We start from the raw sequence: 25,321 nt of genomic DNA, 5'->3' as shown, positions 1-25,321 counted from the left end.
GGATGTTTTTCGCTGCCGCTGACATTCACGAGATTGCGCCACCGGTTGATTACTCACTGGTGCCGCCCTGGGTCGTCTTCGGCGGCATCATTCTCGGTCTTGTTCTTCTCGGCCTGATGGGCTGGTGGATCCGAAAACGTTTATTGCGTCCCAAGCCCCAACCGTCAGCGCGCGACCGCGCCCTCCAAAACCTCGACCGCATCGGCCGCGAAATGGAATCAATGACGCCGTACCAATTCAGTATCCGCGTCTCGGACATTTTGCGGAGCTACGTAACGGAACAATACGCTTTGCCGGTGACTCGCCAGACCTCGGTCGAGTTCCTTACCGCGATCGCAAAAGCCTCGCCGTTTTCCGAGGATGAAAAGTCATTGCTGGAGGATTTTCTCAACCGCTGCGACTTGATCAAGTTCGCTCGCTACGACGCCACGCTCGAAGACGGGAGACTGCTTTTGGAAGAGGCAACCCGGTTTGTCCAAGGAGGAAAACTTGAGCCTGCCTGATTGGTTCCCGGCCAACTCCGCCCTCACGTTTGCCCAGCCGTGGCTGCTCCTGCTCCTGGCAGCGATTCCCCTGCTGGCTTATTGGCGAGGCAAGAGCGGACCCGCCGCGGCGTTGACCTTTTCGTCAACCGCGGCACTTCGTTCGCTCGGAAAAACCAGCGCGGCCCGCGCGGGACAATTTCTGCGCGCCCTTTTGCTGCTCAGCCTCGCGCTCTTCGCGATTGCGATGGCTCGCCCGCAGCTGGGGAAAAGCCTTACTCAGGTCGAAGCAAGCGGGATCGACATCATGGTGGTCCTCGACGTCTCCGGGTCGATGCTGACCAAGGATTTTACGATTGGCGGCGACTCGGCCACGCGGATCGACGCGATCCGGGAAGTCACGCGCAAGTTCGTCGAGGGCCGGCCTAACGACCGCATTGGCATTATTGCCTTCGCGGGCCGGCCTTATGTGGTCAGCCCGATGACGCTGGACCACGATTGGCTGCTGAAGAATCTCGAGCGGATCAAGATTGGCCTGGTGGAGGATGGAACGGCCATCGGTTCGGGAATGGCGGCCGCGGCCAATCGACTGAACGACAAACGGTCGAAGAGCCGGGTGATCGTGCTTCTGACCGACGGCGAAAATAATACCGGGAAGATTCCGCCCAATACCGCGGCCGAGGCCATCAAGGCGCTGAAGATTCACTTCTACGCAATCGGCGCCGGCATTAACGGAGTGGCGCCGACGCCGGTGTTCAACCCTCAAAATGGCAAACCGATGACCGACATGTTCGGCAACGTTGTTTATCAGAATCAGCGGGTCCATTTCAACGAAGCCGGTTTGAAGGAGGTGAGCAGGATCGCCGATGGCCAATTCTTCCGGGCGACGGACACGAAATCGCTGGAACAGATTTTTGGCGATATCGACAAGTTGGAGAAGACGACGGTCTCCGTGAAGAAATACCAGCAATACAACGACCTGTTTCCGGCCTTCATCATGGCCGGGCTTGGCCTGCTGATCGCGCAACTGGTGTTGTCCCAGACGATTTGGAAGAAATTGCCGTGAGAATTTTATCCGACCAACCGATGGAGCCGGCCTGCCCTCAGGCCGGAGGGAGCGGGTGGACCGTATGAGCTTCGGCGCGCCACAATGGTTCTGGGCTCTGCTCGTCGTCCCATTTTTAGCGATCATTTTCGCTCGCGGCGAACGGCGGGCCGTGGTCCGGCTCCGCGAGTTCGTGTCGGAGCGGCTGCTGCCCGATCTCGCCCGCACGGTGGACCGGCGGCGCCGCAAGCTTCGCTTTGCTCTCGTCCTGCTGGGGGTTGCTTTCCTGGTCACGGCGCTGGCGGAACCGCGCTGGGGTTACATTTACGAGGATGTTAAGCGCAAGGGCCTGGACCTGATCTTCGCCGCCGACACGTCGCGCAGCATGCTTTCGAACGACGTGCCTCCGAGCCGTCTCCAGCGGGTGAAACTGGCGATGCAGGATCTGCTCAACGAACTCCAGGGCGATCGCGTCGGCCTGGTGGCCTTCGCGGGACGCAGCTTTCTCCAGGCGCCGCTGACAATTGATTACAGCGCCGCGGTCGAGGCGATCAACGATCTCGATACGAATACAATTCCGGAAGGCGGAACAAACATTTCGGCCGCGATCGACCTGGCGGTGGGAACGTTCGGGAAAAGTGCGATCGGCAATCGCGCGATGATTATTTTCACTGACGGCGAAGAATTGAGCGGCGACGCGGTCAAGACGGCCAGGAGCGCCGCCGATGCGGGAGTGCGGATCTTCACGGTCGGAGTGGGCACGCCGGAAGGCTCGCTCATTCCGATTAACGGCGAGGGCGGAGGGAACGCGTTCGTCAAAGACAGCAACGGACAGGTCGTCAAATCCAGACTGGACGAAAGCCGCCTCAAGGAAATCGCGGAGGCCACGGGCGGCTTCTATATTCACCTGGAAGATGGGCCGCGAACGATGAAGACGCTCTTCAGCGAGGGATTAGCGAAGATGCAGACGGGCGAGATTGACGACCGGATGTCGCGGCGACCGATCGAGCGATATCAATGGCCGCTTGCCGCCGCGCTCATTGCTCTAACGCTTTCTTACCTGGTGCGAGAACGAAAACGAGTGCGGGCGCCGTCGGTTTCCCGAGTGGAGCCCAAGCGAGCGCTAGCGGCAGCGGCGCTCTTGCTGATCCTCGCTGGGACATCCCTGGCCGCGTCGCCGGGCCTGGACGCATACCGTAACGACAAATACACCGAGGCCTACCAGGAATTTGAGAAGACGCTAAAAGAACATCCGAACACCCACGCGGCCGACAAAATTGAGTTCGATGCCGGGGCGGCCGCCTACAAAATGGGGGACTTCAACAAAGCCCTGGAGTGGTTCAGTCGCTCGTTGCTTTCCAAAGACAAAACGCTCCAGGAGAAAAGCCATTATAACATCGGCCGGACTTTGGAAGAGCGTGCGGATCGCGCGCAATCGAATGAGAAGGCTCTGGGGGACTTGCAGAATGCGCAGTCGCATTACGAGGAGGCGCTCAAAATTGATCCGAAGGATGAACGGGCGAAGGCCAATCTGGAGGAAGTAAAAAAGAAGATTGAGCGCCTGAAACAAGAGCCTCCGAAAAAACCGTCGCCTCCTCCCCAATCCCAGAAAGACAAGCAGCAGAAAGATCAACCGAAGGACCAACAGCAGAAAGATCAGCAACAAAAGGATCAGCAACAGAAAGACGAGCAAAAGAAGCAGGATCAACAGAACCAACAGGACCAGCAGAAATCCGAAAAGAGCGAAGACAAAAACAAGAAAGAAGAACCCAAAGCGGGCGAGACGCCTTCGCCGTCACCGGGTGGCGATCGGCAGCAGCAACAACAGGAGCAGAATCAAGCCAGCCCGTCCCCCTCAGCCGGCCAGGGCAAAGGCGAAGGTCAAGAGAAAGACCAGAAATCACCTTCGGGCGATGACCAGAACGCCTCTCCGTCGCCCTCGGAGTCGGCTTCCCCTTCCCCCAACGAGTCGGGATCACCCTCTCCGTCGCCGGGCGCCGGAGATGAAACCCAACCGAACGCTTCGCCTTCCGCGAGCGCCAGCGCCTCGCCGCAAAAGAAACTATCCGGCGATGTAAAGGGAGCAGGCGAAGAAAAGCCAAATCAACCGCCCCAGACCGCCGAGGCCGCGCCCGCCGAGCCGGAGAAAGAAGGCCAGATGAGCGAGAAACAAGCGCAGCTCTTATTGCAATCGATGAAAGACGAAGAGCAACGGGTCCAGCTCGATGAACGCAAGGCTGCGCGCCGTGTCTATAAGGACTGGTAAGGTACCGGAAATGAGAGACGCCCGATGGATTCCCCTTCCCGCTGCGACACGGCTGGCGCTTGTGGCGCTCCTGGCGTTTCTTCCGCTGGCCCATCTTCTGGCGGCGTCCGCGAGCGTCACGGCGGTCCTGACCAATTCGGAGACGGTTGTAGGCCAGCCGGTGCAGCTTCAAATCAAAGTCAGTGGCTCGGCCAGCGCGAGACCGCCTGGCGAAATATCGGTGGACGGGCTCGACATTCGTTTTAGCGGACAGTCGCAGCTGCTCGAGGGCCGCAATTTTCAGTTCACTTACAGTTACATCTACAATTACACGGTCATGCCGACGAAGGCGGGCACGTTCAAGATTCCGCCGCTCACCGTCCAGGCCGGCGGAGAATCTTTTCGCACTCCGGAGCTTTCCTTGCAGGTGGCGGACGCCTCCGCGCAGTCTCCCCGGTCGAATCGCTCTGGCGGGTCGATTGATCCAAGCAAGATCGCGTTTGTGGAGCTCACCCTGAGCAAGACGACCGCTTATGTTGGCGAGATGATTCCGGCGGTAGTACGGCTGGGATTCAACGTCCGCACCCCGGTGGAATCGCTCGGCAATGGGGTCGAAATCACGGGCCAGGGATTCACCGCCCAAAAAATGCGCGAGCCCAGGCAAACCATCGAAACGATTGGTGGAAAAACGTATCAGACGTTCACCTTCAAGACCGCGCTCTCCCCGGCACGAAGCGGGAAGATTGAGATCGGTCCGGTGCAGCTTAATCCGGTTGTGCGAATTCCCCGGACGCCCGCACGCAATCCAAACATGCCGCGCGATCTCTTCGATTTGAACGACCCGTTCATGGACAATTTTTTTCGCGATCCCATGTTCACGCCGAGCACGCCCACGGAAATAAAACTGAAAAGCGAAGCCGTCACCCTGGAGGTGAAAGCATTGCCGCCCGGGGCTCCGCCGGATTTTGGAGGAGCGGTCGGTAATTTTACCATGACGACGGACGCCAAGCCGAAGGCCGCCCAGGTGGGCGATCCTTTCACGATCACGGCCAAGATCACTGGCCGGGGGAATTTCGACCGGGTGACGGGCCCGAGCTTCGAAGACGAGAAGGGCTGGCACAAATATCCGCCCTCGTCCGAATTCAAGCAGGATGACGACATTGGGATCAGCGGGATAAAAACCTTTGAGACGGTCCTTAGCGCGAACGAGCGAAAAGACAAAATCCCGGCTCAGCTTTTCAGTTATTTCGATCCGGTGAAGGAGCAGTACGTCACCCTGCGGGGAGAAGCGATCCCGGTTCGGGTGGAAGGGGGAGCCGCTCCAGCCCCGGCGCCGTCCAGCCCCGCCAACCAGGCGCCTGCCTCAACTCCGGCCACGGCCACCGCACCGGCGCCGAGTCCAAAACCACAGGGGATCCTCAATCAAATCACCGAGCTTCCGGCGGAGCCGCAATCGTTTACTCCCCTTTTCGCGCGCCGATCGTTCTGGCTGGCGCAATTGGTCCCGTTGCTTTTCCTGCTCGGATTTGTCGGCTGGAAAATGCGCCAGGCGCATTTGGGTAATCGCGACGCTCAGCGCCGGGAGGCTTTGCAATCCGAGGCCACTGCGCTCCAGCGAAGTTTGCGCGGAGAAGATGTGCCGCCGCAGGAATATTTCTCGAGAGCATCACGGGCAGTGCAGTTGAAGACGGCCCTGGCGCGAGGGGTCGACCCGAATTTGGTCGATGCCGAGACGGCTGCAGCCGCATTCCGCGCGGATGAAGACACGCGGCGGCGGCTCCAACGTTTGTTCGAAAAAAGCGATGAAGCCCGCTACAGCGGCGGACAAAACGGCATTCGTCTGCTCCCGCCGGAGACCCGGCAAGAAGTCCTCGAATTGATCGAGAATTTGCGCGCATGAAGAAGCGAATCGGTTCATGGATTAGCCTGGGGGCTTTGGCGGTGTTCTGCCTGGGGGCAACTGGAACACGGGGCGAAGCAGATCCGACCTTTACCAAGGCCAACCAGGCCTTTGCGGAAGGCCGTTTCCAGGAAGCCGTCGACGGCTATCAGAATGTCGTCCGATCCGGCCGCTGGAGCGCGAACCTGTTTTACGATTTGGGCAACGCCTGGTTCCGAGCCGGAAATTTCGGCCAGGCAATTCTGAACTACGAACGGGCCCTGGCACTGGATGCGCACCATCCGGAAGCGGAAGCGAACCTGCTTCTGGCGCGCGAAGAAGCGCGCGCGCTGGAATTGAAAAAGAATTGGATCGATCGATATCTCGAGCCAGGAACGACGACGCAATACTCGATCGCCGCGTCTCTTGGGCTTTGGTTCGCCCTTTTCTTCGCGACGCGTTTGTCTCTTTCGGGCCGGCGCTCTGCCGGCAAGGTGGCCTTGCTGGCCTTGTCGATTCTGGTCTCGAGCGGCGCATGCTTTGCCCTCTACAGGATGGAGACCGGACCGAGAGGAAACGCCTTCGCGATTGTGACTGGAAAAAATATCGAAGCGCGCCTGGCGACCGCCGACAGCGCCAGCAGTGTCCTGGCGTTGCCGCCCGGCAGCGAGATCAAGATCTTGAGCGAACGCGGCGATTGGATTTACGCTGCGTTGCCGAATGATCTGCGGGGCTGGATTCCCGCCAAGAGCGCCGAGCGGGTCCGCCTCTAACGTCAATCCGAGCTTCGCTCCGGATGACAAGCAGCCGAATGTCCGCATCTTGAGAAGCGATGAAGGCGGAAATGGACATCGGAACGGACAAGAAGGCGTTCCAGATAAATCTCGACGCGAAGAAATACGGCACGTTCGCGGAAATCGGGGCCGGCCAGGAAGTCGCCCGCCGATTCTTCCATGTGGGCGGCGCGGCGGGAACGGTCGCCAAGACGATGTCCGCCTACGACATGACTTTCAGCGATGCCATTTACGGCACGGCCGACCGTTACGTGAGCCGGAATCGCCTCCAGACCATGCTGGATCACGAGTACGATTTGTTGATCGAGCGTCTCAACGAAAAGCTCGGCGGTTTCCGCACCTTTTTCGTTTTCGCGGACACCGTGGCCGCGCGCAGTTTCAAACAGCACAACGAGTCCCACGGCTGGCTCGGGGTCCGGTTTCAGCAAGAGCCTCGCGGGGAACCGAGCCAGATTATCATCCACGTCCGGATGCTGGATGAATCGAACGTCGATCAGCAGGAAGCGCTCGGGATCATCGGCGTCAATCTTCTCTTTGGCGCCTTCTATCATCCGCAGCCGGAGAAGCTGATTGCCTCGCTCCAGGAAAACCTGGCGCCCAATCGAATGCAGATCGACCTGATCAAATTCTCCGGGCCCGCCTATGCCGCAGTCGACAACCGTTTGATGAGCCTTCAGCTCGTCAGCCAGGGATTGACCGACGCAGTTATTTTCACCGCGAATGGCGAGATGGTTCAGGCGGCGGACATCCTCCACAAGAAGGCGATCCTGGTGGAGCGCGGCAGTTTTCGGCCAGTCACCTGTGCGACGAATGACATGCTGAACGGCGCGCGGAGCGCCTTTCTCAAACATTCTGCCTGCTCGGAAAGCGATCTGGTTGTCCTAATGGAAATGACCCTCGAAAATCTGCTGTCCGAAGGCCAGCTCAACCACGCCGACTTCCTCGCCCGGGTGGATATCCTGGGAGCGCTCGGCCGAACCGTCATGATCTCAAAATTCGGCGAATATTTCCGGCTGGCCTCGTACCTGGCGCGTTACACGAACCGGGTGATTGGCCTCGTCATGGGTTTGCCGAGCCTGATGGAAATTTTTGACGAAAAATATTATCTCAACCTCGAAGGCGGGATCCTGGAAGCGCTCGGCCGCATGTTTAAGAGCGGGCTAAAGCTTTATGTTTATCCGATGATCGACGAGACCACCGGCGCGCCGGTGACGGCCCGGAAACTCGAGGTCGCGCCCAATCTGCGATCGCTCTATCGCTACCTGATCGACAACGAATTCATCGAGGAAATCACCGATTATAACCCGGAGTTTCTGCGCATTTATCCGCCGGACGCGCTCGTCAAATTGCAGTCCGGCGACCCAGCCTGGGAACGGATGGTGCCGCCGGAGGTAACGAAAATCATCAAAGAACGGCAATTCTTCGGATATCGCGCTTTTTCAGCTAATTAGCGCCATAATTTCCTGCTTTGGCCACTCCCCCGAAGCGGTATTTTCGCGGTAGAAAAGGGCGTTTGTCGGCACGGTTCCCGCTTTAGACAGGAATACCACCATGGCGCGGCGCGGAAACTCTGTCTTTGGCATCGATCTCGGAAAGCACATTTTCAAAGGAGTCTTGCTCCAGCGAAAAGGTGACGAACGATTTGTCCTGACGAGCTACGCTTCCCGGGAGGTCCCGGAAGAACTCAACACCCCGGAACAACTCGCCCAGCAGCTGAAGCTCTTGTTAAAGGATCTCGGCGGGAGCGCCAAAGGATGCGCCATCGCCGTCTCCGATCCCGGATCCCTGCTTCGCATTATCGAGCAGCCGAATACGCCCATTGACCTGCTCCGGAACGCCCTCCGCCTCAATGGCCTCGCGGTCCTGAACCAGGAATGCAAGGATTTCGTCCTCGATTGCGCCCCAGTCGTGGCAGAAGGGCCAAACGGTAACGGAACAAATGGCCATGTTGCGACCGACGCGATTGCCAGCGCTAACGGGGTCGAAAAGACGAAATATCTGGTCGGCGGAATGTTGCGCCCGACCGTGAAACAAATTTCCGAGGCGTGCAGCAAGACGCGGGTCGCAGCCGATATCCTTCAACTGGCGCCGGTCTGCTCGTTCAATGCCTTCGAGTTTGCCTATCCCGAGACTTTCGCGAAAGACGCCTTCCTCCTCCTCGACATGGGCCATCTCCAAAGCACGGTCCTGATCGGCAGCAAGAAGGAACTCGTTCTGGTTCGCAGCATCGATTATGGCGGCAAGGCATTAATTCAGGCTTTGACGGCAGACGGCGCGCTCGACGCCAATGCCGCGCGGCTCATGATGCAGGAAGGCGACGCCGGAATGGCGGATATTTGCCGCGCGTCGCTCGCCCGCCTGGCCACTGAAGTCCGTAATTCAATCGGCTTCTTTGAAGGGCAGCACGAGCAGAACATCCATCGCATTTTTGTTTCCGGCGGCCTCGCCCGCACCGAAACGATCCTGCAAACCCTGAGCGATGAGCTGGGATTGCCCTGTGAAATCTGGGACCCGCTCGAGACCTGCGAAGTGGCGTTGCCACCGGAGAAGCGACAGGCCCTGCCGGATGAATTTGTCTCTCTCAATGTCGCCTGCGGGGCCGCGTTCGAATACCTGAGAAACTAAGGCGCGCGCATGGCACTTCACCTCAACCTCCTCCACGAGGAAATCCTCGAACAACGGCAGCGCCAGCGCGACCCGCTCAAGATCGGGATGATGGTGCTCGGAGCCCTCGGCGCGCTCATGCTCGTGTATTACATGTGGAACGCCTACAAGACGCTGGAAATCCGAAACCGGCTCGGGCAAGCCCAGCGCGATTGGGCCAAAGTGGAGCCTAAAGTCACCGCCGCCCAGAAACGTTCGGCGGAATTGAACAGCATCATCAGCACGACCAAGGTGCTCGATGGAATTATCGACGGCCGCTTTTACTGGGGTCCGTTCCTGGAAAAACTTTCGCGCTGCGTCGCGCTCAACGCCCAATTAACAAACATCGACGGCACTGTTCTCGAAGACAACAAGGTCAGCGTTACCATTGAAGGACTCGCCGCCGGACGGGAACCGCGGGCGGCCGCGGAAGAACTTCGCCAGCTCCTCCTGGAACAGCTCGGCCAGGGCTACAACGAGACGAAAGTGGAATTCAAAACGCTGGAGGACCTCGACACCATTGTGAACATCGGAGGGTCTAATCTGGGCATGGCCCATTTCGGGTTGAGCGTAACTTTCACCACCGGCACGACCAAGCCGGCGCCACCCCCGCGAGCCCGCGCACCAAGGCCATGAAAAAGGTAAAACTTACCAAGGACCAGATCCAGAAACTGGCGCTCAGCACGATCGGCTTTTTCGTGCTCCTCTATGTTTATTTCAGTTTCTTCCTCGGGCCCCTGAACACCAGCCGCGATACGATGCTTGCGACGATTGATGATGTTCAGAACAAGATCGCCAACTCCAAGAACGAAATGGCCAAGACGACCAATCTTGAAAGGCAGGCGACCAACGCCACGACTCGCTTTGCCGCACTGAAAGCCCTGAGCCCGGAAGGCGCTCCCATCGCCTGGTTTCCGCCGCGGATGAAAGCATTCTTCGCAAACCAGGAGATCGACAAGGCCACTGCCCGCCTCGAGAACAGCGTTGCCTACAAGGAGGCCGATCTCTCCGGCTGGATGCGTTACAACTGGGCCATCGACTTGCCTCAAACTGATTTCTCAACGCTGGGCAAGGCCGTCGCGGCCCTGGAAAACGGTGAGCCGCTTCTCTCCGTGATGCGCATCACCATTCGCGCGACTCCGGAAGATCCGCAGTTCCAGCAGGTGAACCTCAACGTGAGCACAGCGCTTTTGAAACGATGAAACTCACCTCCACGATCCTGATCCTGGCCTCGCTTGCCCTGGTTCGGGCCGCCAGCGCGGAAGAAAACGCCCCCGTCATTGAATTGAAAAACAAGTCTTCCTTTACGATGGATGCAAGCGGCCGGAATCCCTTTTGGCCGATTGGCTGGAAACCGGTGGCCCGGGCCCAGACCAGCGAACACACCGGCCCGGATATTTCTCCGTCAGCCTTCCTGGTCAGCTCCATCACGCTGGATCAGGGCGCGCGCTACGCCATCATCAACGGAAAAGTGATGCAGGAAGGGCAGCAGTTTGGCCTACAGCTGGGCAACCAGACTTACCAGCTCACGGTCAAAGCCATCGAAGACGGCCGGGTAATCCTGGCGCGGCGCGACCAGGAAATCATAGTCCCGCTCCGGCGCAAGTAAGGGGGGACCACGCCCTGCCCGGGATCAAACGCCCGGTGATTCAACCCGCGAGAGCGGCACAAACTCGCTCTCCTGCAAAACGATTCGTTTTGAGCCGCGGAGAAGTTTCCACCATTCCCACGCACTCCCAGCGGCAATCAGGATGACCAGGGTCACAAAACCGAACGCGACCAGCGCGTCGAACCGCCAGATCGCGGCCTGCCGGGTCAACTCGGCGGCCTTCGCCGCGTCGGTGATCGTGCTCGCGGTTCGAGTCAATGACTCGGCGCCGCTCAGGAATCCCAGCCGGGGGTCGGCGGAAAAAATCTTCAGGTAGGCCGCGCTAAAGGTCACCGCGCACATGAAACAAAGAGGAATCAGCGTGACAAAAACGTATCTCACCTTTCCCATTTTGATCAGGATGGTGGTGCCGAGACAGAGGGCGATAATCGAGAGCAGCTGGTTCGCAATGCCGAAGAGTGGCCAGAGACTGTTAATTCCGCCAAGCGGATCAATCACGCCTTGATACAGGAACCATCCCCAGGCGCCGACCAGCAGAACGCTCGAGAAAAGATTGGCCGCGAGGGAACCGGTATTGCCCAGCGGCTTCCACAAATTTCCCAGGAAATCCTGGAGCAAGAATCGTCCGACCCGTGTCCCGGCGTCGAGCGTGGTCAAAATGAAAAGCGCTTCGAACATGATCGCGAAGTGATACCAGAGAGCCAGCGCCGTCGGGTTCGATGAGACCCGTGAGAACATGTGGGCCATCCCGACCGCAAACGTTGGCGCCCCCCCAGCCCGGCCGAACATCGTCGTCTCTCCCAAATCAGTCGCGAGCTTCTGCATCGCCGGTTCCGTGACAGGGAAGCCAGCCGTGCTGATCTTTGCGACCACTTCAGCCGGCGCTCCCTTGGTGTTGATGGCAAAATATTCGCCGGGCTGAAGGACGCAGGCTGCGATCATCGCCATGAGCGCGACCATCATTTCCGTAACCATCGCGCCGTAGCCGATGTCACGAATGCGGGACTCGCGCGCGACCATTTTCGAGGTCGTTCCCGAGGCGATCAGCGAATGAAATCCTGAAACCGCCCCACAGGCGATCGTGATGCAGACAAAGGGGAAAACCGGCCCGGCAAAGATCGGCCCGCTGCCATCGATGAACTTGGTGATCGAGGGCATCAGAAGCATGGGCCGCAAAAGGACCACCGCTACCGCCAGGGCCGCGACCGTCCCGAGCTTCAGGAATGTGCTGAGGTAATCACGCGGCGTGAGCAACAGCCAGACGGGCAGAATCGAGGCGGCCAGGCCATAAATCATCACCGCCCAGGCGAGCCATTTTTCATCATGGCGGAACCAGCTTTCGATTGAGGGATAACTCGAGAGGAATTGTCCGCCCCAAACCGCGAAGGCGAGGCCGGCGATCCCGAAAGCGGTGACCCAGCCCACGCTGATTTTTCCCACTCTCAAACCGAGGCCCATGATGATCGCGACCGGAATTGTCGTCGCCATGGTGAAAACGCCCCAGGGGCTTTTCGCCAGCGCCTGGACCACGACGAGCGCGAGGACCGCCATGATCATGATCATGATGAGGAGCACACTGACGAGAGCCAGGGCCCCCACTCCGCGGCCGATCTCCTCTTTCACCATTTGTCCGAGCGTTTTGCCGCGCCGGCGGACGGAGCTGAACAGCACGATCATGTCGTGAACAGCGCCACCCAAAGTCGCCCCTATCAGGATCCAAAGAGTTCCCGGCAAAAAGCCGAACTGCGCGGCCAGCACCGGCCCGACCAGCGGTCCCGGCCCGGCGATGGCCGCGAAATGATGACCGAAAACCATCCAGCGGTTCGTCGGAACGAAATCTTTGCCGTCTTCGTTTGCAATCGCCGGGGTGGCGCGTTCATTGTTCAAGACCAATACCTTCGCCGCCAGCCACTTGCTGTAGAAACGATAGCTGACCGCGAAGGTGCAAAGCCCGGCGGTCACGATCCAGAGAGCGCTGATTTGTTCGCCCCTCGAGAGTGCGAGCACGACCAGAGCCACCAAACCCAGGGCGCTGACCGCAATCCAGAGCAGCTTTTTCCAGATATTCATCGATTGAATCCCATGCGCGCTGATGAGATTTTAGGCGAAACCATGGCTCGCTGACAACAGGAACAGGTAAGCATGCAGTTATCCTACAAACTTCGAAAAGTCCTCACTGGGGACGCGGTGACGAGCGCGCGCCGGCACGTGAAGCAATGGGTGCTCGGCCGAGCGCCGCTCCGTTTTGACGCGGCCAAGATTACCAAGACCGTCGATCCCGAGAAGTTTCGCGCGATTTGTGAGCGCTATGGCGTGGAAGACCCGGGCGATCACTGGCCGAAATATCTGGACCTGCAAACCTGGATGGAAATCAACCTGAAACGCGTCCGCGATCTCGGTCTCGATCTCGGAGGTCGTAAGCGCGTCCTCGATATCGGCTGCGGCACCGGATATTTTCTCTACATCTGCCAATACCTCGGGCACGACGTTCTGGGGATGGATCTGGATGTGGAACCCGGTTTCACCGAAATGGTGGAACTGCTGGGCGTAAAACGGGTGATCTACCGGATCGAAGCGTTCGAACCGCTGCCTGACCTCGGCCGCAAATTCGATGTCATCACGGCGCATATGATTTGCTTCAACGGCCACAAGAGCGACAAGCTTTGGACCAGCGCAGAGTGGGAATTTTTCCTCAACGACCTGGCAGAGCACCAACTGGAGCCCGGGGGGCAAATCTGTCTCGAGCTCAACCGCGAGTACGACGACTCGCTTTACACGCCGGAATTAAAGGAATATTTCGAAGCCCGAGGAGCGGAAATCCATACTCAGCGGATCCACTTCAATCCATTGCTGCCCGCGCCTGCTGCAACTGCGACAACTGTTCGGTAAAATCCGTCTTCCGCTTCCGGTGTTCCTCCACGACGGCTGCCGGAGCGCGGTCGACGAACGAGCTGTTTGAAAGCTTCGCCTCCACAGTCCGCAGCTCTCCTTCGAGTCGCGCTATCTCCTTGTCGAGGCGATCGCGTTCCGCGCCCTTGTCGGCGGTCGCAATAATCAGGAACAATTCGCCCAGTGGTGTGGCTGCCATCGGAACGCCGGCTTCGGCCTGAAAATTCGAGTCGAGCTTCAGTTCATCCGCGTTAAGAAGGCGCGAGATGGTGGGGACAACCTGGTCGTCGATCGCAGCCGCCAGCCGAAGAACGAAATTCGCTTTCTTGTTCGAAGGAACGCGCGAGACGGCGCGCAGGTTCCGGCCCGTTTGGATTGTCTCGTAAATCCCGGCGACCGTTTGCCTCGATTGCGAAACGGTCTGATCCGGTACTCCCTCCAACGCCGGCCCCGGCAATGGCGCGAACTGGATTGTGTCCTTACCGAACCCGAGCAGCGACCAAAGCTCCTCCGTGATATGCGGCATGAATGGGTGCAGGAGCCGGAGAAACCCGGAGAGCACAAAATCCATGACCGCGAGCACCGATTTCTTTCGCCCTTCGTCCTCCGCGAAAATGTCGGTCTTGGCCGCTTCGACGAACCAATCGCAGTAATCGCCCCAGAAGAAATCGTAGAGGCGCTGTGCTACTTCGTTGAACTTGTATTCGCGATACGCGTCCTCGACCGCGACCAGCAACTCGTTGAATCGCGCCAGGAGTTCGATCGAGTAGATCGACAAATCTGTGGGGCAAGTTTCCAACTTGCCGTCCGACTCGGATCGCAAGTTGAAAACTTGCGCCACATTTTGCATCTGGCGGAACCGCGCGGCGTTCCAGAGTTTCGTGGCGAAGTTCCGTCCTTCCTCGATCTGTTTTTCGTCGAAGGCGATGTCCTGGCCGCTCGGCGCGATCCGCATCAGGCCGAAGCGCAATCCATCGGCACCGTATTTCGCGATCAAATCGAGCGGGTCGGGCGAGTTTCCCAACGATTTCGACATCTTCCTCCCCTGCTTGTCCCGAATCAGCCCGGTGAGGAAAACATCCCGGAACGGAATGTTGTCCTCGACCCGCTCCGATTTGCCAGGTTTGAATTCCAAACCCGCGATGATCATGCGCGCGACCCAGAAAAAGATTATGTCGGGTCCCGTCACCAGCGCGGACGTCGGATAAAATTTTCGCCGGGTCTCTTCGTCCATCGTCTCGTAGGCCCAGAGCCAGGACGAAAACCAGGTATCGAGCGTATCTGGATCCTGCTGCCAATCAGGCCCCGGCGATTCGAGTTGAACCCGAATCTCAGTGTGGGGCAAGTTTTCAACTTGCCCGCCGGCTTGCCCCCGCAAGTTTTCAACTTCTCCAGCTTGCCCGCGCAAGTTGGAAACTTGCGCCACATTGATCCCCTCGGGATTGCGCGCGATGTACGCCTTGATCCGTGCCAGCGCGGCTTGGTCGCGAACGATGTGATCGTAGGATTCGTGCTGCCACAATTGTCCTTCTCGACCAAGTAACTGATTAATCTCCTTCGCGGTAAAACGCTTCCAAGAGTGCAGAATATCGCCCAATGAATGTTCCGCCTTTGGCCGGACAATCGCGTGGACGTGGTTTGGCATCACCACCCATTCACCGAGCTCGTAGCGGTCGCCATCAAAGTATTTCAACGCGTTTGCGACGATCTGGCCGGCCTCCGGTCGCGCCAAAACGCACGACCCGTAGCCCGCATCAAGCCATCGTTCAATCGGAACACAGAAGAGAGTATAGTAATCGCGCTTTTGATTTTCCGTCCAAGGTTCGGGGTGCGACGCGAGCCATCGGTCGCGTTCCTCCTCAAGATACGCGAGCTTGTCCGCCGGAATTGAGTCGGCCAGGCGAAATGTAACGAAGTACGTAACACCCTCCTGTTTCCAATGGGGCAGGCGGCGGCGTGTGACTTCGACTTCCGCGAACTCATCGAACCCGCGAAAGTCTGCAATTTGCGGGGTGTCTCGAGAAGGCAAGTTGGAAACTCGCCCCACCTTGTACCAGGCCGGAATCCGGTGCCCCCACCAAATCTGGCGGCTGATGCACCAGTCCCGAATGTTCTCCAGCCATTGCGCGTAAACTTTCTCCCAATGCCTCGGGAAGAACCGGATGAGATGATCGCGCACCACCTCGAGCGCTTCCTTCGTTTTCGGATAGCGCAGAAACCATTGCTCGCTCAACCGCGGCTCAATCGGCACTTCACTCCGCTGACTGAACCCGACATTGTTCTCGTGTGGTTCTTCTTTCCCGAGGAGGTTCGCCTCGGCCAGCATTTCAGCAGCCTTGGTCCGCGCCTTAAATCGATCCAAGCCGTCCAGCTCCGGGACCGCGGGGCAATTAATACGGCCATCCGGATGCAGAACATCGACGACCGGCAGCGAGTGCCGGACGCCGATCTCGAAATCGAGCGTGTCGTGGGCCGGCGTAACCTTTAGGACGCCCGTCCCGAATTTCGGGTCGATCTCGGCGTCGCCCACGATCGGCAATTTCTCGCGGGCGAGCGGACGCCAGACTTGTTTGCCAATCAACTCGCGGTAACGCGGATCGTCGGGATGAACGGCGACGCCCGTATCGGCCATGATCGTTTCCGGACGCGTCGTCGCGACTTCGAGATAGCGACCCGGCTCGTCCACCATCTCGTAGCGGACGTAATAGAGCTTTCCTTTCTGCGGCCTTGCGATCACTTCCTCGTCGGAAAGCGCGGTCTGGGCCGCCGGATCCCAATTGATCATTCGCCGGCCGCGGTAGACGTAGCCCTTGCGATAAAGATCGATGAAAACGTTCTCGACCGCGCGAACGTAACCGTCGTCAAACGTGTAACGCTGGCGCGACCAATCGCACGAGGCGCCCAGCCGCTTCAGTTGTGTGATAATTATCCCACCGTGTTTTTCGGTCCAGTCTACCACGCGCCGCAGAAATTCCTCCCGGCCCAGGTCGTGCCGCGTCTTCTTTTCCGTCTGCCGCAAATATTTCTCGACCGCCGTTTGCGTCCCAACGCCCGCGTGATCGGTCCCGGGCAGCCAGAGAACTTCGAAACCCTGCATGCGGGCGCGGCGCGCGAGAATGTCCTGGATCGTGTTGTTAAGAACGTGGCCCAGCGTCAGGATGCCCGTGACGTTTGGCGGCGGAATGACGATGGAGTACGGCGGCTTCGCTGAATGCACGTCGGCCCGGAAGTATCCGGCTTCCTCCCAGCGCGCGTACCATTTCGGTTCGACGGCGTTGGGATCGTAGGTTTTCGGCAGCTCAGGCATCGGGAGGAATGATGCGGGCACGATAGGCGAATGCAACGAAAACCAAGCGGACGCCCCACCGGGGCCGCCTAGTTGTGGTATAGCGTTGACTGATTTGCAGCATTGCCCTAAAAATCGATTTGCGTGCTCCTCGCGGGGTGGCTACCCCTCGACGGAAGATCCCGCCAAGAAAGAAGGATATTATGCCAACGACGCCCCCTCTCCCAACCCAACGAAAAGCAGCTGGCTTTCTCTACACCATCAACAACGACACGAACGAGAACGCCGTCGTGGTTCTGAAGCGCAAAGCCGACGGAACCCTGACGGAGGTCCCCGGCTCGCCCTTCCGCACCGGTGGCAAGGGTTTGAGTGGTGGAGACATCGATCAACAAGGCGCAATTTGCGTCCATGGTAATTTCGTGATCGCCGTTAACCCGGGAAGCGATAGCGTTGCAGTCCTGCGAAAGGGCGACGGCGGCAAGCTGACGCCAGTGGCCGGCTCCCCCTTTGCCTCCGGGGGCCCTGCGCCGCTAAGTATCGCCGCGCATAAGGGTCTGGTCTACGTCGCCAATCAGGCGCCTCCGTTTGCCAACCCCAAGACCGCCCCAAATGTCACTGGCTTTCGCATCGACCGGAACGGAAAACTGCAACCGATCGCCAAGTCGAAGATCGCCTTCCCAAAGGATCATGGCCCGGCTCAGATTGCGTTCAATCCCAGCGGAAAAATTGTGGTAGTGACCTCCGGCTTCCAGGACGCAGAAACGAGCCGGGTGCACAGCTTCAAAGTTCAACCGGACTCGACGCTGAAGAAATCCCCTGGCTCTCCCGTCCGTCCCGCAGGTGCGTCCGGCCCGGTCGGCTTCTCCTGGAATGCAGCGGGGAACCGCGTTTACGTTTCTAACTTTCGCCGGAGCTCGATCATCGTTTTCGACGTGGACCCGAAGACTGGCAGCTTGACGCAAAACGGGGCCGCCCACCCGACCGACGGATCGGCTGCTTGCTGGACCGCTCTTTCCGCTGACGGCAAGACCCTTTACACCGCCAATTTCGCCAGCAATACGATCAGCGGGTTCAACGTGCGGGACGACGGCAAGCTCGTTCTTTTGGGTTCGGTCGATCGGCGGGGAGCGGGAGATCCCGATACAAAAGATATGGTGCTCTCGAAGGACGGCCGGTTTTTGTACGCAGTTGCCTCGCTGGCACGCCAGATTGCAATTTTTAAGATCGACGCCCAGCGCGGGCTGACCGAATTGCCGGCCGGAAAATCCCCAGCGAAAATTAAGAGTGGCCAGCAAATCCTCGGACTGACTACTGACTGAACCGCGAAGGTTGCTCCAATTTCGCGGCGGCCGGTCCGTAAACGCAGGGGAATGCTTTTTCTGGATCGGACGATCTTCCAATTCGACCAACCTCGTCTTTCGCGCCATTCTCTTCCGTTCGCGCGTTAAACCGCTTCCTGACTGTGTCGTCCGCAAAAAAATTCCTTTGGCCGCTCGTAACCGTAGGCCTTTTTGTCTGCACCATATTCGCCGACGATTGGACGGTCCTGCGGCCGAACAACCGGCCTTACGTGACCTTCGGGAACGTCGCGCAATTCTATCAATTCCCCGAATACACCCGGGTTAGCCGCACCGTCTCGCTTCGCAGCGAGCGGCGCACGATCCGCGCCCAGGCCGGAACGAGCGAACTTTCCATCAACGGCGTCCGGTTCTTCACCCATTTTCCGCTCCTCAACAACAACGGGGAAGATCTGATCTCAGTCATGGATGTGAGCAAGATCATTGAGCCGGTCCTAAGGCCGAGCCGGATTGCGAGATCGGAGAAGGTGGACACCGTCGTGCTCGATCCCGGACACGGCGGCAGCGACAACGGGGCCTCGAGCAGTTGGGGCAGCGAAAAATTCTTTACCCTCGACGTCGCCCTGGCCGCTCGCCGGGAATTGATCCGGGCCGGCTACCGCGTTGAAATGACGCGTGCGACCGATACCGCTGTCTCCCTGGAGGATCGAGTAAATTTCGCGAATCGGTTTCCGCGCGCGGTTTTCGTCAGCATTCATTTCAACTCGTCGGCCGGGGACGCCACCGGCGTGGAAACTTACGCGCTGGCCCCAGAAGGAGTGACCTCTAATATGTCCAGCGAGCACCATGTCTCGGCGGCCGATGTGGCCCGGCATGCCGGAAATGTTCAGGACGAACGAAATATCGCGTTGACCGCGTCTATCCACGCAAACGTCTTGTCGAAGCTCGCGGCGTTCGACCGCGGCGTGCGGCATGCCCGGTTTCATGTCCTGCGCGATGTGAAGATTCCGGCCGTGCTGGTGGAAGGCGGTTTCATCAGCAGCGTCGCCGAGGGGGAACGCATTGCGACGAGTTATTACCGGCAACAGCTTGCCGTGGCGATTGCGCAGGGCATTCAGAATTACAACGCGGCGGTAAATTATCGGACGCAGGGCGCGAACTTCGCGGTGGCGAAAGTGACGCTGCCGCCTCATGGCCGGCCGATCAGCGAACCCCTCGGCGCGGACATGCCCCCCGAACAGCAACATCACCCGCCGTCCATTTCGATTAGCGCCGGTGAATAGCGACAGAGCAAACCCGGGATCGGACAGGGCCGCCCAGCCGATTGGCGTCTTCGACTCCGGGATCGGCGGATTGACGGTAGTGAGCGCATTACGGGCGCTCTTGCCTAACGAATCGATCTTTTATCTCGGCGACACCGCTCGCGTTCCCTACGGCGGGAAAAGTGCCGCAACCGTTCAACGCTACAGTCTCGAAATCGCGGAGATGTTGCTCCAGGAAAGAGCAAAGACCGTCGTAGTCGCCTGCAATACCGCTTCCGCTCTGGCCCTGCCACGTTTGGAGGAAACGCTGCCGGTCGCCGTGACCGGCGTCATTCTTCCTGGGGCGCGCGCGGCCATTGCGCAAACTCGCAGCGGGCATATTGGCGTGATTGGCACGAGGGCGACGATCGCGAGCGGCGCCTACGAACGAGCGCTGCGATCGCTCAATGAGGAAATCCAAGTGACCGCCCGGGCTTGTCCGCTGCTGGTGCCGCTCATTGAGGAAGGTTGGCTGGAGAGTCCCATCACCGACGAGATCATTCTGCAATATCTCGCGCCCCTGATGAATGATGGCGTTGATACGCTGGTGCTCGGTTGCACCCATTATCCGCTTTTGCGAAACGCCATCGCGCGCCTGGTGGGGGACAAAGTCGCTCTGGTCGATTCCGCGCAGAACTGTGCCCTCGCTGTCCGCGATCTTCTGGAACGCGAGAATCTCGGCGGCCCGGAGAGCGATTGCGGTGTGCTTCGAGTCGCGCTAACCGATCCGCCAGACGCGTTCCTCCGGGTCGCCCGCGAAGCATTGCAGCTGGACGTGGGGGAAGTGGAACTGCGCACGTTGTGATGAGATGCGGGTGGATCGCGCGCTCCGTCGCGCGATACGTCTGTTCAAGTTCAACTCGTCGATATCGCGCGCGTAGCGCCCGTTCCACCTAACGCTTTTTCTTCGGCAGGCTCTGCGCGACCAGTTCGTAGGAATGGTCGATCATTCCTCGCACTTCGCCGTCCGGAATCACCCCATCGAGCACCACCGTGTTCCAATGTTTCTTGTTCATGTGGTAACCCGGCTCGACCTGCTCGTAGCGGTCTCGCAATTCCAACGCAAGGTCCGGATCGCACTTTAGATTCACCTGCGGCGGAATTTCGTCGAGCGCGAGAAGGGCAAACATTTTGCCCTTCACCTTGAAGACGATGTTATCGGGACCGAACGGCATCCCTTCCGTCGCCGCCTGCTTGGCCAGACAATAAGCGCGGAAGCTCTCGGCGTTCATTCGGCCGCGGCAATCCGGATCAACCCGAGCGCTGCCTCAATATCGGTTTCGTTTTCAACCCAGAAACTAATCCAGCCGGAATTGGGAAAAACATGATGCGGCAAGGCCTGCCCGTTGGCCACCAGTTGATCGCGCTTCTCCCGGCCAACAAAGCAATCCAGCAGTCCATTCCCGTGGATGTGGCTGCACTCCCTGCCGCGAAAGAAGAAGCCGATGCCTCCCAGGCGATGGACGCCGACCCCCATGCCGGGCCAGCTGCGCACCATCGCTTCAATAGTGCTTATCGCGCGGAGCCGTCTGGGGTGAAACACTCCCGTCGCCCCTAGCAGCATTGTGTCGAAGAAATGCGGCGCTCCCGGAATTCGCGCGAGCCATTTCAATCGCCGGACAGTGAACGAAAAAATTACGTGCCGTTCCCCTCGACTGGCGCCAGGTCGGCGACCGACGGACCATTCAGGACTTTCCCGAGCGCGTCGAAGCGGGAGCCGTGGCAGGGACAATCCCAGGTCGTTTCCGTCCGGTTCCAGTGCACGATGCATTTCAAGTGGGGGCAGACCGCCGTCATCTCGTGCAGCGCGCCCGCCTCGTCACGATACACTGCGATTTTCTTCACGCCTCTCCGAATCACGGCGCCTTCGCCCGGTTTCAAATCCTCCGGGGAACCAGCATCGCCGCCAGTGAAATAATCGGCGAATTGCGCGGCCACGTTGATGTTCTCCTTCGCGAAATCCGCGCTCGCCCTCAGGGTAACGCGCGACGGCTCGTAGAGCTTCGCCCAGGCGTGATCGCCCCGCCGGATCAGCTCAGAAATGAGCATTCCCGCGATCACCCCGTGCGTCATCCCGTTCCCGGAATCGCCGGTGGCAATGTAAACATTCGCTTCGTCTGCAGGGTTGCGCCCGATGTAACCAAGGCCGTCCACCGGCTCCATGACCTGGCCCGACCACTGGAAAAGAATGTCGCCGGCTTTCGGCCAGCGGGCGCGCGCCCAATCCTCCAGACGCTGAAACCGCTGCTCGAAATCATCGGCCTGGCCGGTCTTGTGATCTTCTCCGCCCACAATCAAGACCTCGTTATCCGCGTCATCGCCTCTTGCGGTCCGGACGTAATGGTACGGCACCGCCCCGAGACCGGTCTCCATTCCGGCGCGTTCGGCCGTGTCCCAAAAGAGAGCTCGCGTGACATCTCCCGAACGCACCTGCAACCCGATGACATAGGTCGTGTATGGCGCCTGCTTGGTGTGAATGACGTAGCGGTCGTTGATCGGTGAATTGGTTGCGACCACCACCGCCTTGGCCGTCACATTCAATTTGTTGGTCGTCGTCACCCGCGCATTCTCTCCGCCGACGGCTTCCTCGACCTTCGTCCCGGTAAAGATCTGCCCGCCGCGCCGGGTGACCGCCGCCGCCAGCCCTTGCAGATATTTCAAAGGATGGATTTGGGCCTGGTTCGGAAAACGAATCGCTCGATGGGTTTCGAATCCTTCGATCGGCGCGTTCTTGACCCATGTCACCGCGATCCCAGCCCGCTGACACGCCTCGAACTCTTTTTCCAAATTCTTCAGCGACTCGTTCGGCGGCTCGAAGAGATAGCCATCCAGCCGCTCAAAATCGCAGTCGATGTTCTCCGTCTCGACAATTCTCTCCACCCGATCGATCGCCGCGCTATGGCTTTGCGCCGCCATCCGCGCGCCATCTTCGCCATGATATTTCTCGAGGTCGTAATAGCGATCGTCCAGCGCGTTCACCAGGTGCGCCGTCGTTCGCGCCGTCATCCCACGGCCGATGGAGCCGTCATCCAGGACGATCACTTTCTTGCCGGCGTGACTGAGCTCATACGCAATCGAGAGCCCCGCGATCCCCGCGCCGACGATGCAAACGTCCGCCGAACTGTTTTCGCGAAGCGGGTGCAGCGCCGGCTCGGCATCCGTCGCCTCCCAAAATGACAAATTTGCCCCCGCCCGTTCCTCTTGATCTATAGCCATAATTACCTCCGGGAAATCCCAAAGGTAATTACGTAACTCGGGCGGTCAGAAGTTGTAACAAATCGCCGATTTTCACGCGCTCCTGCTTCATCGAGTCGCGTTCACGCAAGGTAACGGTGTCGCGCAAAGCCGGATCTTTTTCCTCCAGGGTTTCGAAATCGACCGTGACGCCAAACGGCGTTCCGGCTTCATCCTGGCGCCGGTACCGCCGGCCGATCGCGCCCGTTTCGTCGTAAAAGACGTTCATGTGGGCACGAAGCAACGCCACGATCTCTCGTGCCTTACTCACGAGTTGCTCGTTATTCTTCAAGAGCGGAAACACCCCCACTTTCACTGGCGCGATCCGCGGATGAAAACGCATCACGATTCGCGTCTCGCTCTTCCCTTTCTCGTCCGTCACGGTCTCCTCGTCATAGGCATTGCAGAGAAGCGCGAGAACGGTCCGGTCCACCCCGGCGCTCGGCTCGACAACGTGCGGAATGAAACGCTGTTTCGTTTCCTCATCGAAATAGTCGAGCGGTTTTCCGCTCGCTTCCTGGTGCTGCTTCAAATCGTAATCCGTGCGATAGGCGACACCTTCCAACTCCTGGCGGCCGAAGGGGAAATCGTATTCGATGTCGTAGGTGCCCTTCGAATAAAAGGCGCGGTCGGCATCAGGAACCGTGAGTACGTGGAGTTTTTCGCGCGCCAACCCAATGTTCTCGTAGAACTTCAGGCGCTCTTCCTTCCAGTATTCGAGCAGTTCCATCCCCTGCTCCGGCCGGCAGAAATACTCCAACTCCATCTGCTCGAACTCACGGGAACGAAAGATGTAATTGCGCGGATTGATCTCGTTCCGGAACGCTTTCCCGATCTGCGCGATCCCGAACGGCAGTTTCTTCCTCGCCGTATCGAGCACGTTCTTGAATTGAACAAAAATCGACTGCGCCGTTTCGGGTCGAAGATAGGTCACGGCGTCTTCGTCTTCCGTCGCGCCGACGAAGGTTTTGAACATCAGGTTGAACGCGCGCGGCTCGGTGAGGTCCTTTCCACCGCAGTTCGGGCATTGTTTGACCCCGTTTTTCTCGGGGAGCTGGTCCGCCCGCAGCCGAGCTTTGCAGGTCCGGCAATCCACCATCGGGTCGGTGAATGTGGCCTCGTGGCCGCTGGCTTTCCAGACCGCGCGGCTCATCAGGATCGCGCCGTCCATCCCCACGACATCGTCCCGCCCGCGCACCATGACGCGCCACCAGTAATCTTTCACGTTCCGCTTCAGTTCGACGCCGAGCGGGCCGTAATCCCAGCAGCCGTTCAATCCGCCGTAGACTTCGCTCGATTGGAAAATGAATCCCCGCCGCTTGCATAGGCTGACGATCTTCTCCATGCGCTGGGCGTCTGGCTTGTCGCTCATGATGAAAAAATGGCTACCGCGGATTACGCGGATGCCACGGATGAAAAGAGGGCAAATCTCCAGTTCAAAAACATCCGAGTAATCCGCGTCATCCGCGGTTAATTATTTCTCGACCGTCACTTTGGTCTTCACCGAGTTCGCGATGAAACACTCGGTGTGCGCGAAGTGATGCATCTCATCGAGCTCCTGCTCGGTCGGCTGTTTCTCGCCGGAAAACTTGATCTTCGGATGCAGCTCCACCCGCGTAATCGCCATCTTGCCGTTCTCATTCTTTTCCATGTGGCCAACGGCAGCGTCCGTGTATTCGTCGAGGACGAACTTCTTTTTGCAGGCCACGGCGAGAAACGTGAGCATGTGGCAACTGGAGAGCGACGCCACGAACGCTTCTTCCGGATCGGTGTTCGCCGGATTCCCAAGATAAGCCGGCGCCGCCGAGGCCATCATCTCGTGCCCGCCGTCGAATTTCCAGGTGTGATCGCGCGAATACTTCTGATACTCGAACGGCTTATCGCCGCGTTGCCAGTTGAGCGTAACTTTGTGTTCGGACATGCCTTCTAAATACATGCCCGCCTCTGCCTGACAAGGCGGAGATGGTCAGGGCTTCGACGAGGACGAAGGCGTGGGTGTCGGCGTGGCCGTTGGAGCAGGCGGTTTGTTTAACGCGGCCACAACATCCGCGGTGAAGTCAGCACGCTCCCTCGAAAACAGAACGGGAGGGAACTGGTTGAGGCTGGCGCCCGAGGTGTCGAACACCAGGTCGAAGTTCTTCCTCTTCGCCTGCTCGAGCACGACCGCTGTGATTTCCTTGATGAGATTTTCCTGGAGATTCCGCACCAATTGCTGGAGCTGCCGCTCGCGCGTTTGGCGAAAGTCGGTCATCTCCCGTTCCATGCTTTTGATCGTCTCAATCTTTTCGTCGCGCTCTTTTACTTTTTGCGCTTTTGCCGCCGCCGCCAGAATCGGCGTATCAAGTTGGGCGTTCAGCTTGTTGATCGCTTCCAGTTCCTTCTTATAAGCATCCGCGCGCTCGTCTAACTCCTTCGTGGCGGCGTCCTTGGCGGCATTGACCTTTTTTTCAGACTCCCTGGTATTGCGATACTCCTTGAAGACTCGGTTTACGTCGACCGTGCCGACGCTCAGTTCCGCTCGCGCAACGTGGGCCAGCGCGACGGAAGACAACAAGGTGACGGAGAGCATCAAACGCCTGACAGGAGAATAATCATTGATCATAAGGTGTGGAGGAG

22 protein-coding genes are annotated in these 25,321 nt (G+C 58.9%); 14 read left to right on the top strand and 8 right to left on the bottom strand.

Annotated elements, in window-relative coordinates:
- The first annotated feature begins 2 nt into the window (after positions 1-2).
- The 10 genes from VJU77_14145 to VJU77_14100 all read left to right on the top strand — a co-directional run bounded on the left by VJU77_14145 (position 3) and on the right by VJU77_14100 (position 10,697).
- The gene (locus VJU77_14145) at positions 3-503 is read left to right on the top strand and encodes a DUF4381 family protein (GenBank protein HKP04489.1); all 501 of its coding nucleotides are present in this window, start codon (positions 3-5) and stop codon (positions 501-503) included.
- Entirely contained in the window at positions 490-1,548 is a 1,059-nt protein-coding gene (locus VJU77_14140; GenBank protein HKP04488.1) for a VWA domain-containing protein, read from the top strand. The genes VJU77_14145 and VJU77_14140 overlap by 14 nt, the downstream gene beginning before the upstream one ends.
- 64 nt (positions 1,549-1,612) lie before the next feature.
- Positions 1,613-3,793 (top strand): VWA domain-containing protein, encoded by a 2,181-nt coding sequence (locus tag VJU77_14135; GenBank protein HKP04487.1) that lies wholly within the window; start codon positions 1,613-1,615, stop codon positions 3,791-3,793.
- A gap of 10 nt (positions 3,794-3,803) precedes the next feature.
- The gene (locus VJU77_14130; GenBank protein HKP04486.1) at positions 3,804-5,672 is read left to right on the top strand and encodes a BatD family protein; all 1,869 of its coding nucleotides are present in this window, start codon (positions 3,804-3,806) and stop codon (positions 5,670-5,672) included.
- Positions 5,669-6,424, top strand: coding sequence for a tetratricopeptide repeat protein (locus VJU77_14125; GenBank protein ID HKP04485.1), 756 nt, complete (start codon positions 5,669-5,671; stop codon positions 6,422-6,424). The genes VJU77_14130 and VJU77_14125 overlap by 4 nt, the downstream gene beginning before the upstream one ends.
- A gap of 59 nt (positions 6,425-6,483) precedes the next feature.
- The gene (locus tag VJU77_14120; protein HKP04484.1) at positions 6,484-7,896 is read left to right on the top strand and encodes a TonB-dependent receptor; all 1,413 of its coding nucleotides are present in this window, start codon (positions 6,484-6,486) and stop codon (positions 7,894-7,896) included.
- Positions 7,897-7,996: 100 nt separating this feature from the next.
- Positions 7,997-9,070: a pilus assembly protein PilM gene (gene pilM, locus VJU77_14115; protein ID HKP04483.1), complete on the top strand. Its 1,074-nt coding sequence runs from the start codon at positions 7,997-7,999 to the stop codon at positions 9,068-9,070.
- A gap of 9 nt (positions 9,071-9,079) precedes the next feature.
- Positions 9,080-9,724: a hypothetical protein gene (locus VJU77_14110; protein HKP04482.1), complete on the top strand. Its 645-nt coding sequence runs from the start codon at positions 9,080-9,082 to the stop codon at positions 9,722-9,724.
- Complete coding sequence (locus tag VJU77_14105) at positions 9,721-10,290, top strand: hypothetical protein (protein ID HKP04481.1); 570 nt, start codon at positions 9,721-9,723, stop codon at positions 10,288-10,290. The genes VJU77_14110 and VJU77_14105 overlap by 4 nt, the downstream gene beginning before the upstream one ends.
- Complete coding sequence (locus VJU77_14100) at positions 10,287-10,697, top strand: hypothetical protein (GenBank protein ID HKP04480.1); 411 nt, start codon at positions 10,287-10,289, stop codon at positions 10,695-10,697. Before VJU77_14105 ends, VJU77_14100 begins: the two co-directional genes overlap by 4 nt.
- A 24-nt stretch (positions 10,698-10,721) precedes the next feature.
- Here VJU77_14100 and VJU77_14095 read toward each other — a convergent pair whose 3' ends face one another.
- On the bottom strand, positions 10,722-12,767 hold the full coding sequence (locus VJU77_14095) for a carbon starvation CstA family protein (GenBank protein HKP04479.1): 2,046 nt from the start codon (positions 12,765-12,767) through the stop codon (positions 10,722-10,724).
- 72 nt (positions 12,768-12,839) lie between these two features.
- Between VJU77_14095 and VJU77_14090 the strand changes: the two genes are divergently transcribed.
- Positions 12,840-13,586 (top strand): class I SAM-dependent methyltransferase, encoded by a 747-nt coding sequence (locus VJU77_14090; protein ID HKP04478.1) that lies wholly within the window; start codon positions 12,840-12,842, stop codon positions 13,584-13,586.
- Here the strand turns inward: VJU77_14090 and VJU77_14085 are convergent.
- Positions 13,537-16,893 (bottom strand): valine--tRNA ligase, encoded by a 3,357-nt coding sequence (locus VJU77_14085; protein ID HKP04477.1) that lies wholly within the window; start codon positions 16,891-16,893, stop codon positions 13,537-13,539. The two genes, VJU77_14090 and VJU77_14085, sit on opposite strands and share 50 nt — an antisense overlap.
- 182 nt (positions 16,894-17,075) lie before the next feature.
- Between VJU77_14085 and VJU77_14080 the strand changes: the two genes are divergently transcribed.
- The 3 genes from VJU77_14080 (at position 17,076) to murI (ending at position 20,276) form a co-directional block, all read left to right on the top strand.
- The gene (locus tag VJU77_14080) at positions 17,076-18,191 is read left to right on the top strand and encodes a beta-propeller fold lactonase family protein (GenBank protein ID HKP04476.1); all 1,116 of its coding nucleotides are present in this window, start codon (positions 17,076-17,078) and stop codon (positions 18,189-18,191) included.
- A 143-nt stretch (positions 18,192-18,334) separates the two neighbouring features.
- Positions 18,335-19,453, top strand: a complete 1,119-nt coding sequence (locus tag VJU77_14075) for an N-acetylmuramoyl-L-alanine amidase (GenBank protein HKP04475.1) — start codon at positions 18,335-18,337, stop codon at positions 19,451-19,453.
- Positions 19,446-20,276: a glutamate racemase gene (gene murI, locus VJU77_14070; protein ID HKP04474.1), complete on the top strand. Its 831-nt coding sequence runs from the start codon at positions 19,446-19,448 to the stop codon at positions 20,274-20,276. Before VJU77_14075 ends, murI begins: the two co-directional genes overlap by 8 nt.
- Positions 20,277-20,364: 88 nt before the next feature.
- Here the strand turns inward: murI and VJU77_14065 are convergent, their stop codons facing one another.
- From VJU77_14065 to VJU77_14040, 6 genes are all read right to left on the bottom strand, one after another.
- Entirely contained in the window at positions 20,365-20,703 is a 339-nt protein-coding gene (locus tag VJU77_14065; protein HKP04473.1) for an MmcQ/YjbR family DNA-binding protein, read from the bottom strand.
- The gene (locus VJU77_14060) at positions 20,700-20,969 is read right to left on the bottom strand and encodes a luciferase family protein (protein HKP04472.1); all 270 of its coding nucleotides are present in this window, start codon (positions 20,967-20,969) and stop codon (positions 20,700-20,702) included. Before VJU77_14060 ends, VJU77_14065 begins: the two co-directional genes overlap by 4 nt.
- A 137-nt stretch (positions 20,970-21,106) precedes the next feature.
- Positions 21,107-22,687, bottom strand: coding sequence for an FAD-dependent oxidoreductase (locus VJU77_14055; GenBank protein ID HKP04471.1), 1,581 nt, complete (start codon positions 22,685-22,687; stop codon positions 21,107-21,109).
- A 28-nt stretch (positions 22,688-22,715) separates the two neighbouring features.
- On the bottom strand, positions 22,716-24,077 hold the full coding sequence (locus VJU77_14050) for a glycine--tRNA ligase (GenBank protein ID HKP04470.1): 1,362 nt from the start codon (positions 24,075-24,077) through the stop codon (positions 22,716-22,718).
- Between the two features lie 102 nt (positions 24,078-24,179).
- A complete protein-coding gene (locus tag VJU77_14045) occupies positions 24,180-24,626 on the bottom strand; it encodes an OsmC family protein (protein HKP04469.1) in 447 nt (148 codons plus the stop codon).
- A gap of 45 nt (positions 24,627-24,671) precedes the next feature.
- Positions 24,672-25,307, bottom strand: coding sequence for an OmpH family outer membrane protein (locus tag VJU77_14040; protein ID HKP04468.1), 636 nt, complete (start codon positions 25,305-25,307; stop codon positions 24,672-24,674).
- Positions 25,308-25,321 lie beyond the last annotated feature (14 nt).

The sequence above is a fragment of the Chthoniobacterales bacterium genome (genome assembly GCA_035274845.1).
In the GTDB taxonomy this organism is placed as follows: domain Bacteria; phylum Verrucomicrobiota; class Verrucomicrobiia; order Chthoniobacterales; family UBA10450; genus AV80.
The sequence above is the reverse complement of the archived record's forward strand: the minus strand, read 5'-3'. Positions and strand labels throughout refer to the sequence as shown.

Coding starts and splice junctions, on each gene's coding strand:
- VJU77_14050 (HKP04470.1), bottom strand. CDS start 24,077: ATGAGCGACAAGCCAGACGCCCAGCGCATGGAGAAGATCGTCAGCCTA.
- VJU77_14085 (HKP04477.1), bottom strand. CDS start 16,893: ATGCCTGAGCTGCCGAAAACCTACGATCCCAACGCCGTCGAACCGAAA.
- VJU77_14105 (HKP04481.1), top strand. CDS start 9,721: ATGAAAAAGGTAAAACTTACCAAGGACCAGATCCAGAAACTGGCGCTC.
- VJU77_14125 (HKP04485.1), top strand. CDS start 5,669: ATGAAGAAGCGAATCGGTTCATGGATTAGCCTGGGGGCTTTGGCGGTG.
- VJU77_14145 (HKP04489.1), top strand. CDS start 3: ATGTTTTTCGCTGCCGCTGACATTCACGAGATTGCGCCACCGGTTGAT.
- VJU77_14060 (HKP04472.1), bottom strand. CDS start 20,969: ATGGTGCGCAGCTGGCCCGGCATGGGGGTCGGCGTCCATCGCCTGGGA.
- VJU77_14100 (HKP04480.1), top strand. CDS start 10,287: ATGAAACTCACCTCCACGATCCTGATCCTGGCCTCGCTTGCCCTGGTT.
- VJU77_14095 (HKP04479.1), bottom strand. CDS start 12,767: ATGAATATCTGGAAAAAGCTGCTCTGGATTGCGGTCAGCGCCCTGGGT.
- VJU77_14065 (HKP04473.1), bottom strand. CDS start 20,703: ATGAACGCCGAGAGCTTCCGCGCTTATTGTCTGGCCAAGCAGGCGGCG.
- VJU77_14080 (HKP04476.1), top strand. CDS start 17,076: ATGCCAACGACGCCCCCTCTCCCAACCCAACGAAAAGCAGCTGGCTTT.
- VJU77_14055 (HKP04471.1), bottom strand. CDS start 22,687: ATGGCTATAGATCAAGAGGAACGGGCGGGGGCAAATTTGTCATTTTGG.
- VJU77_14135 (HKP04487.1), top strand. CDS start 1,613: ATGAGCTTCGGCGCGCCACAATGGTTCTGGGCTCTGCTCGTCGTCCCA.
- VJU77_14130 (HKP04486.1), top strand. CDS start 3,804: ATGAGAGACGCCCGATGGATTCCCCTTCCCGCTGCGACACGGCTGGCG.
- VJU77_14090 (HKP04478.1), top strand. CDS start 12,840: ATGCAGTTATCCTACAAACTTCGAAAAGTCCTCACTGGGGACGCGGTG.
- VJU77_14040 (HKP04468.1), bottom strand. CDS start 25,307: ATGATCAATGATTATTCTCCTGTCAGGCGTTTGATGCTCTCCGTCACC.
- VJU77_14110 (HKP04482.1), top strand. CDS start 9,080: ATGGCACTTCACCTCAACCTCCTCCACGAGGAAATCCTCGAACAACGG.
- pilM (HKP04483.1), top strand. CDS start 7,997: ATGGCGCGGCGCGGAAACTCTGTCTTTGGCATCGATCTCGGAAAGCAC.
- VJU77_14045 (HKP04469.1), bottom strand. CDS start 24,626: ATGTCCGAACACAAAGTTACGCTCAACTGGCAACGCGGCGATAAGCCG.
- VJU77_14120 (HKP04484.1), top strand. CDS start 6,484: ATGAAGGCGGAAATGGACATCGGAACGGACAAGAAGGCGTTCCAGATA.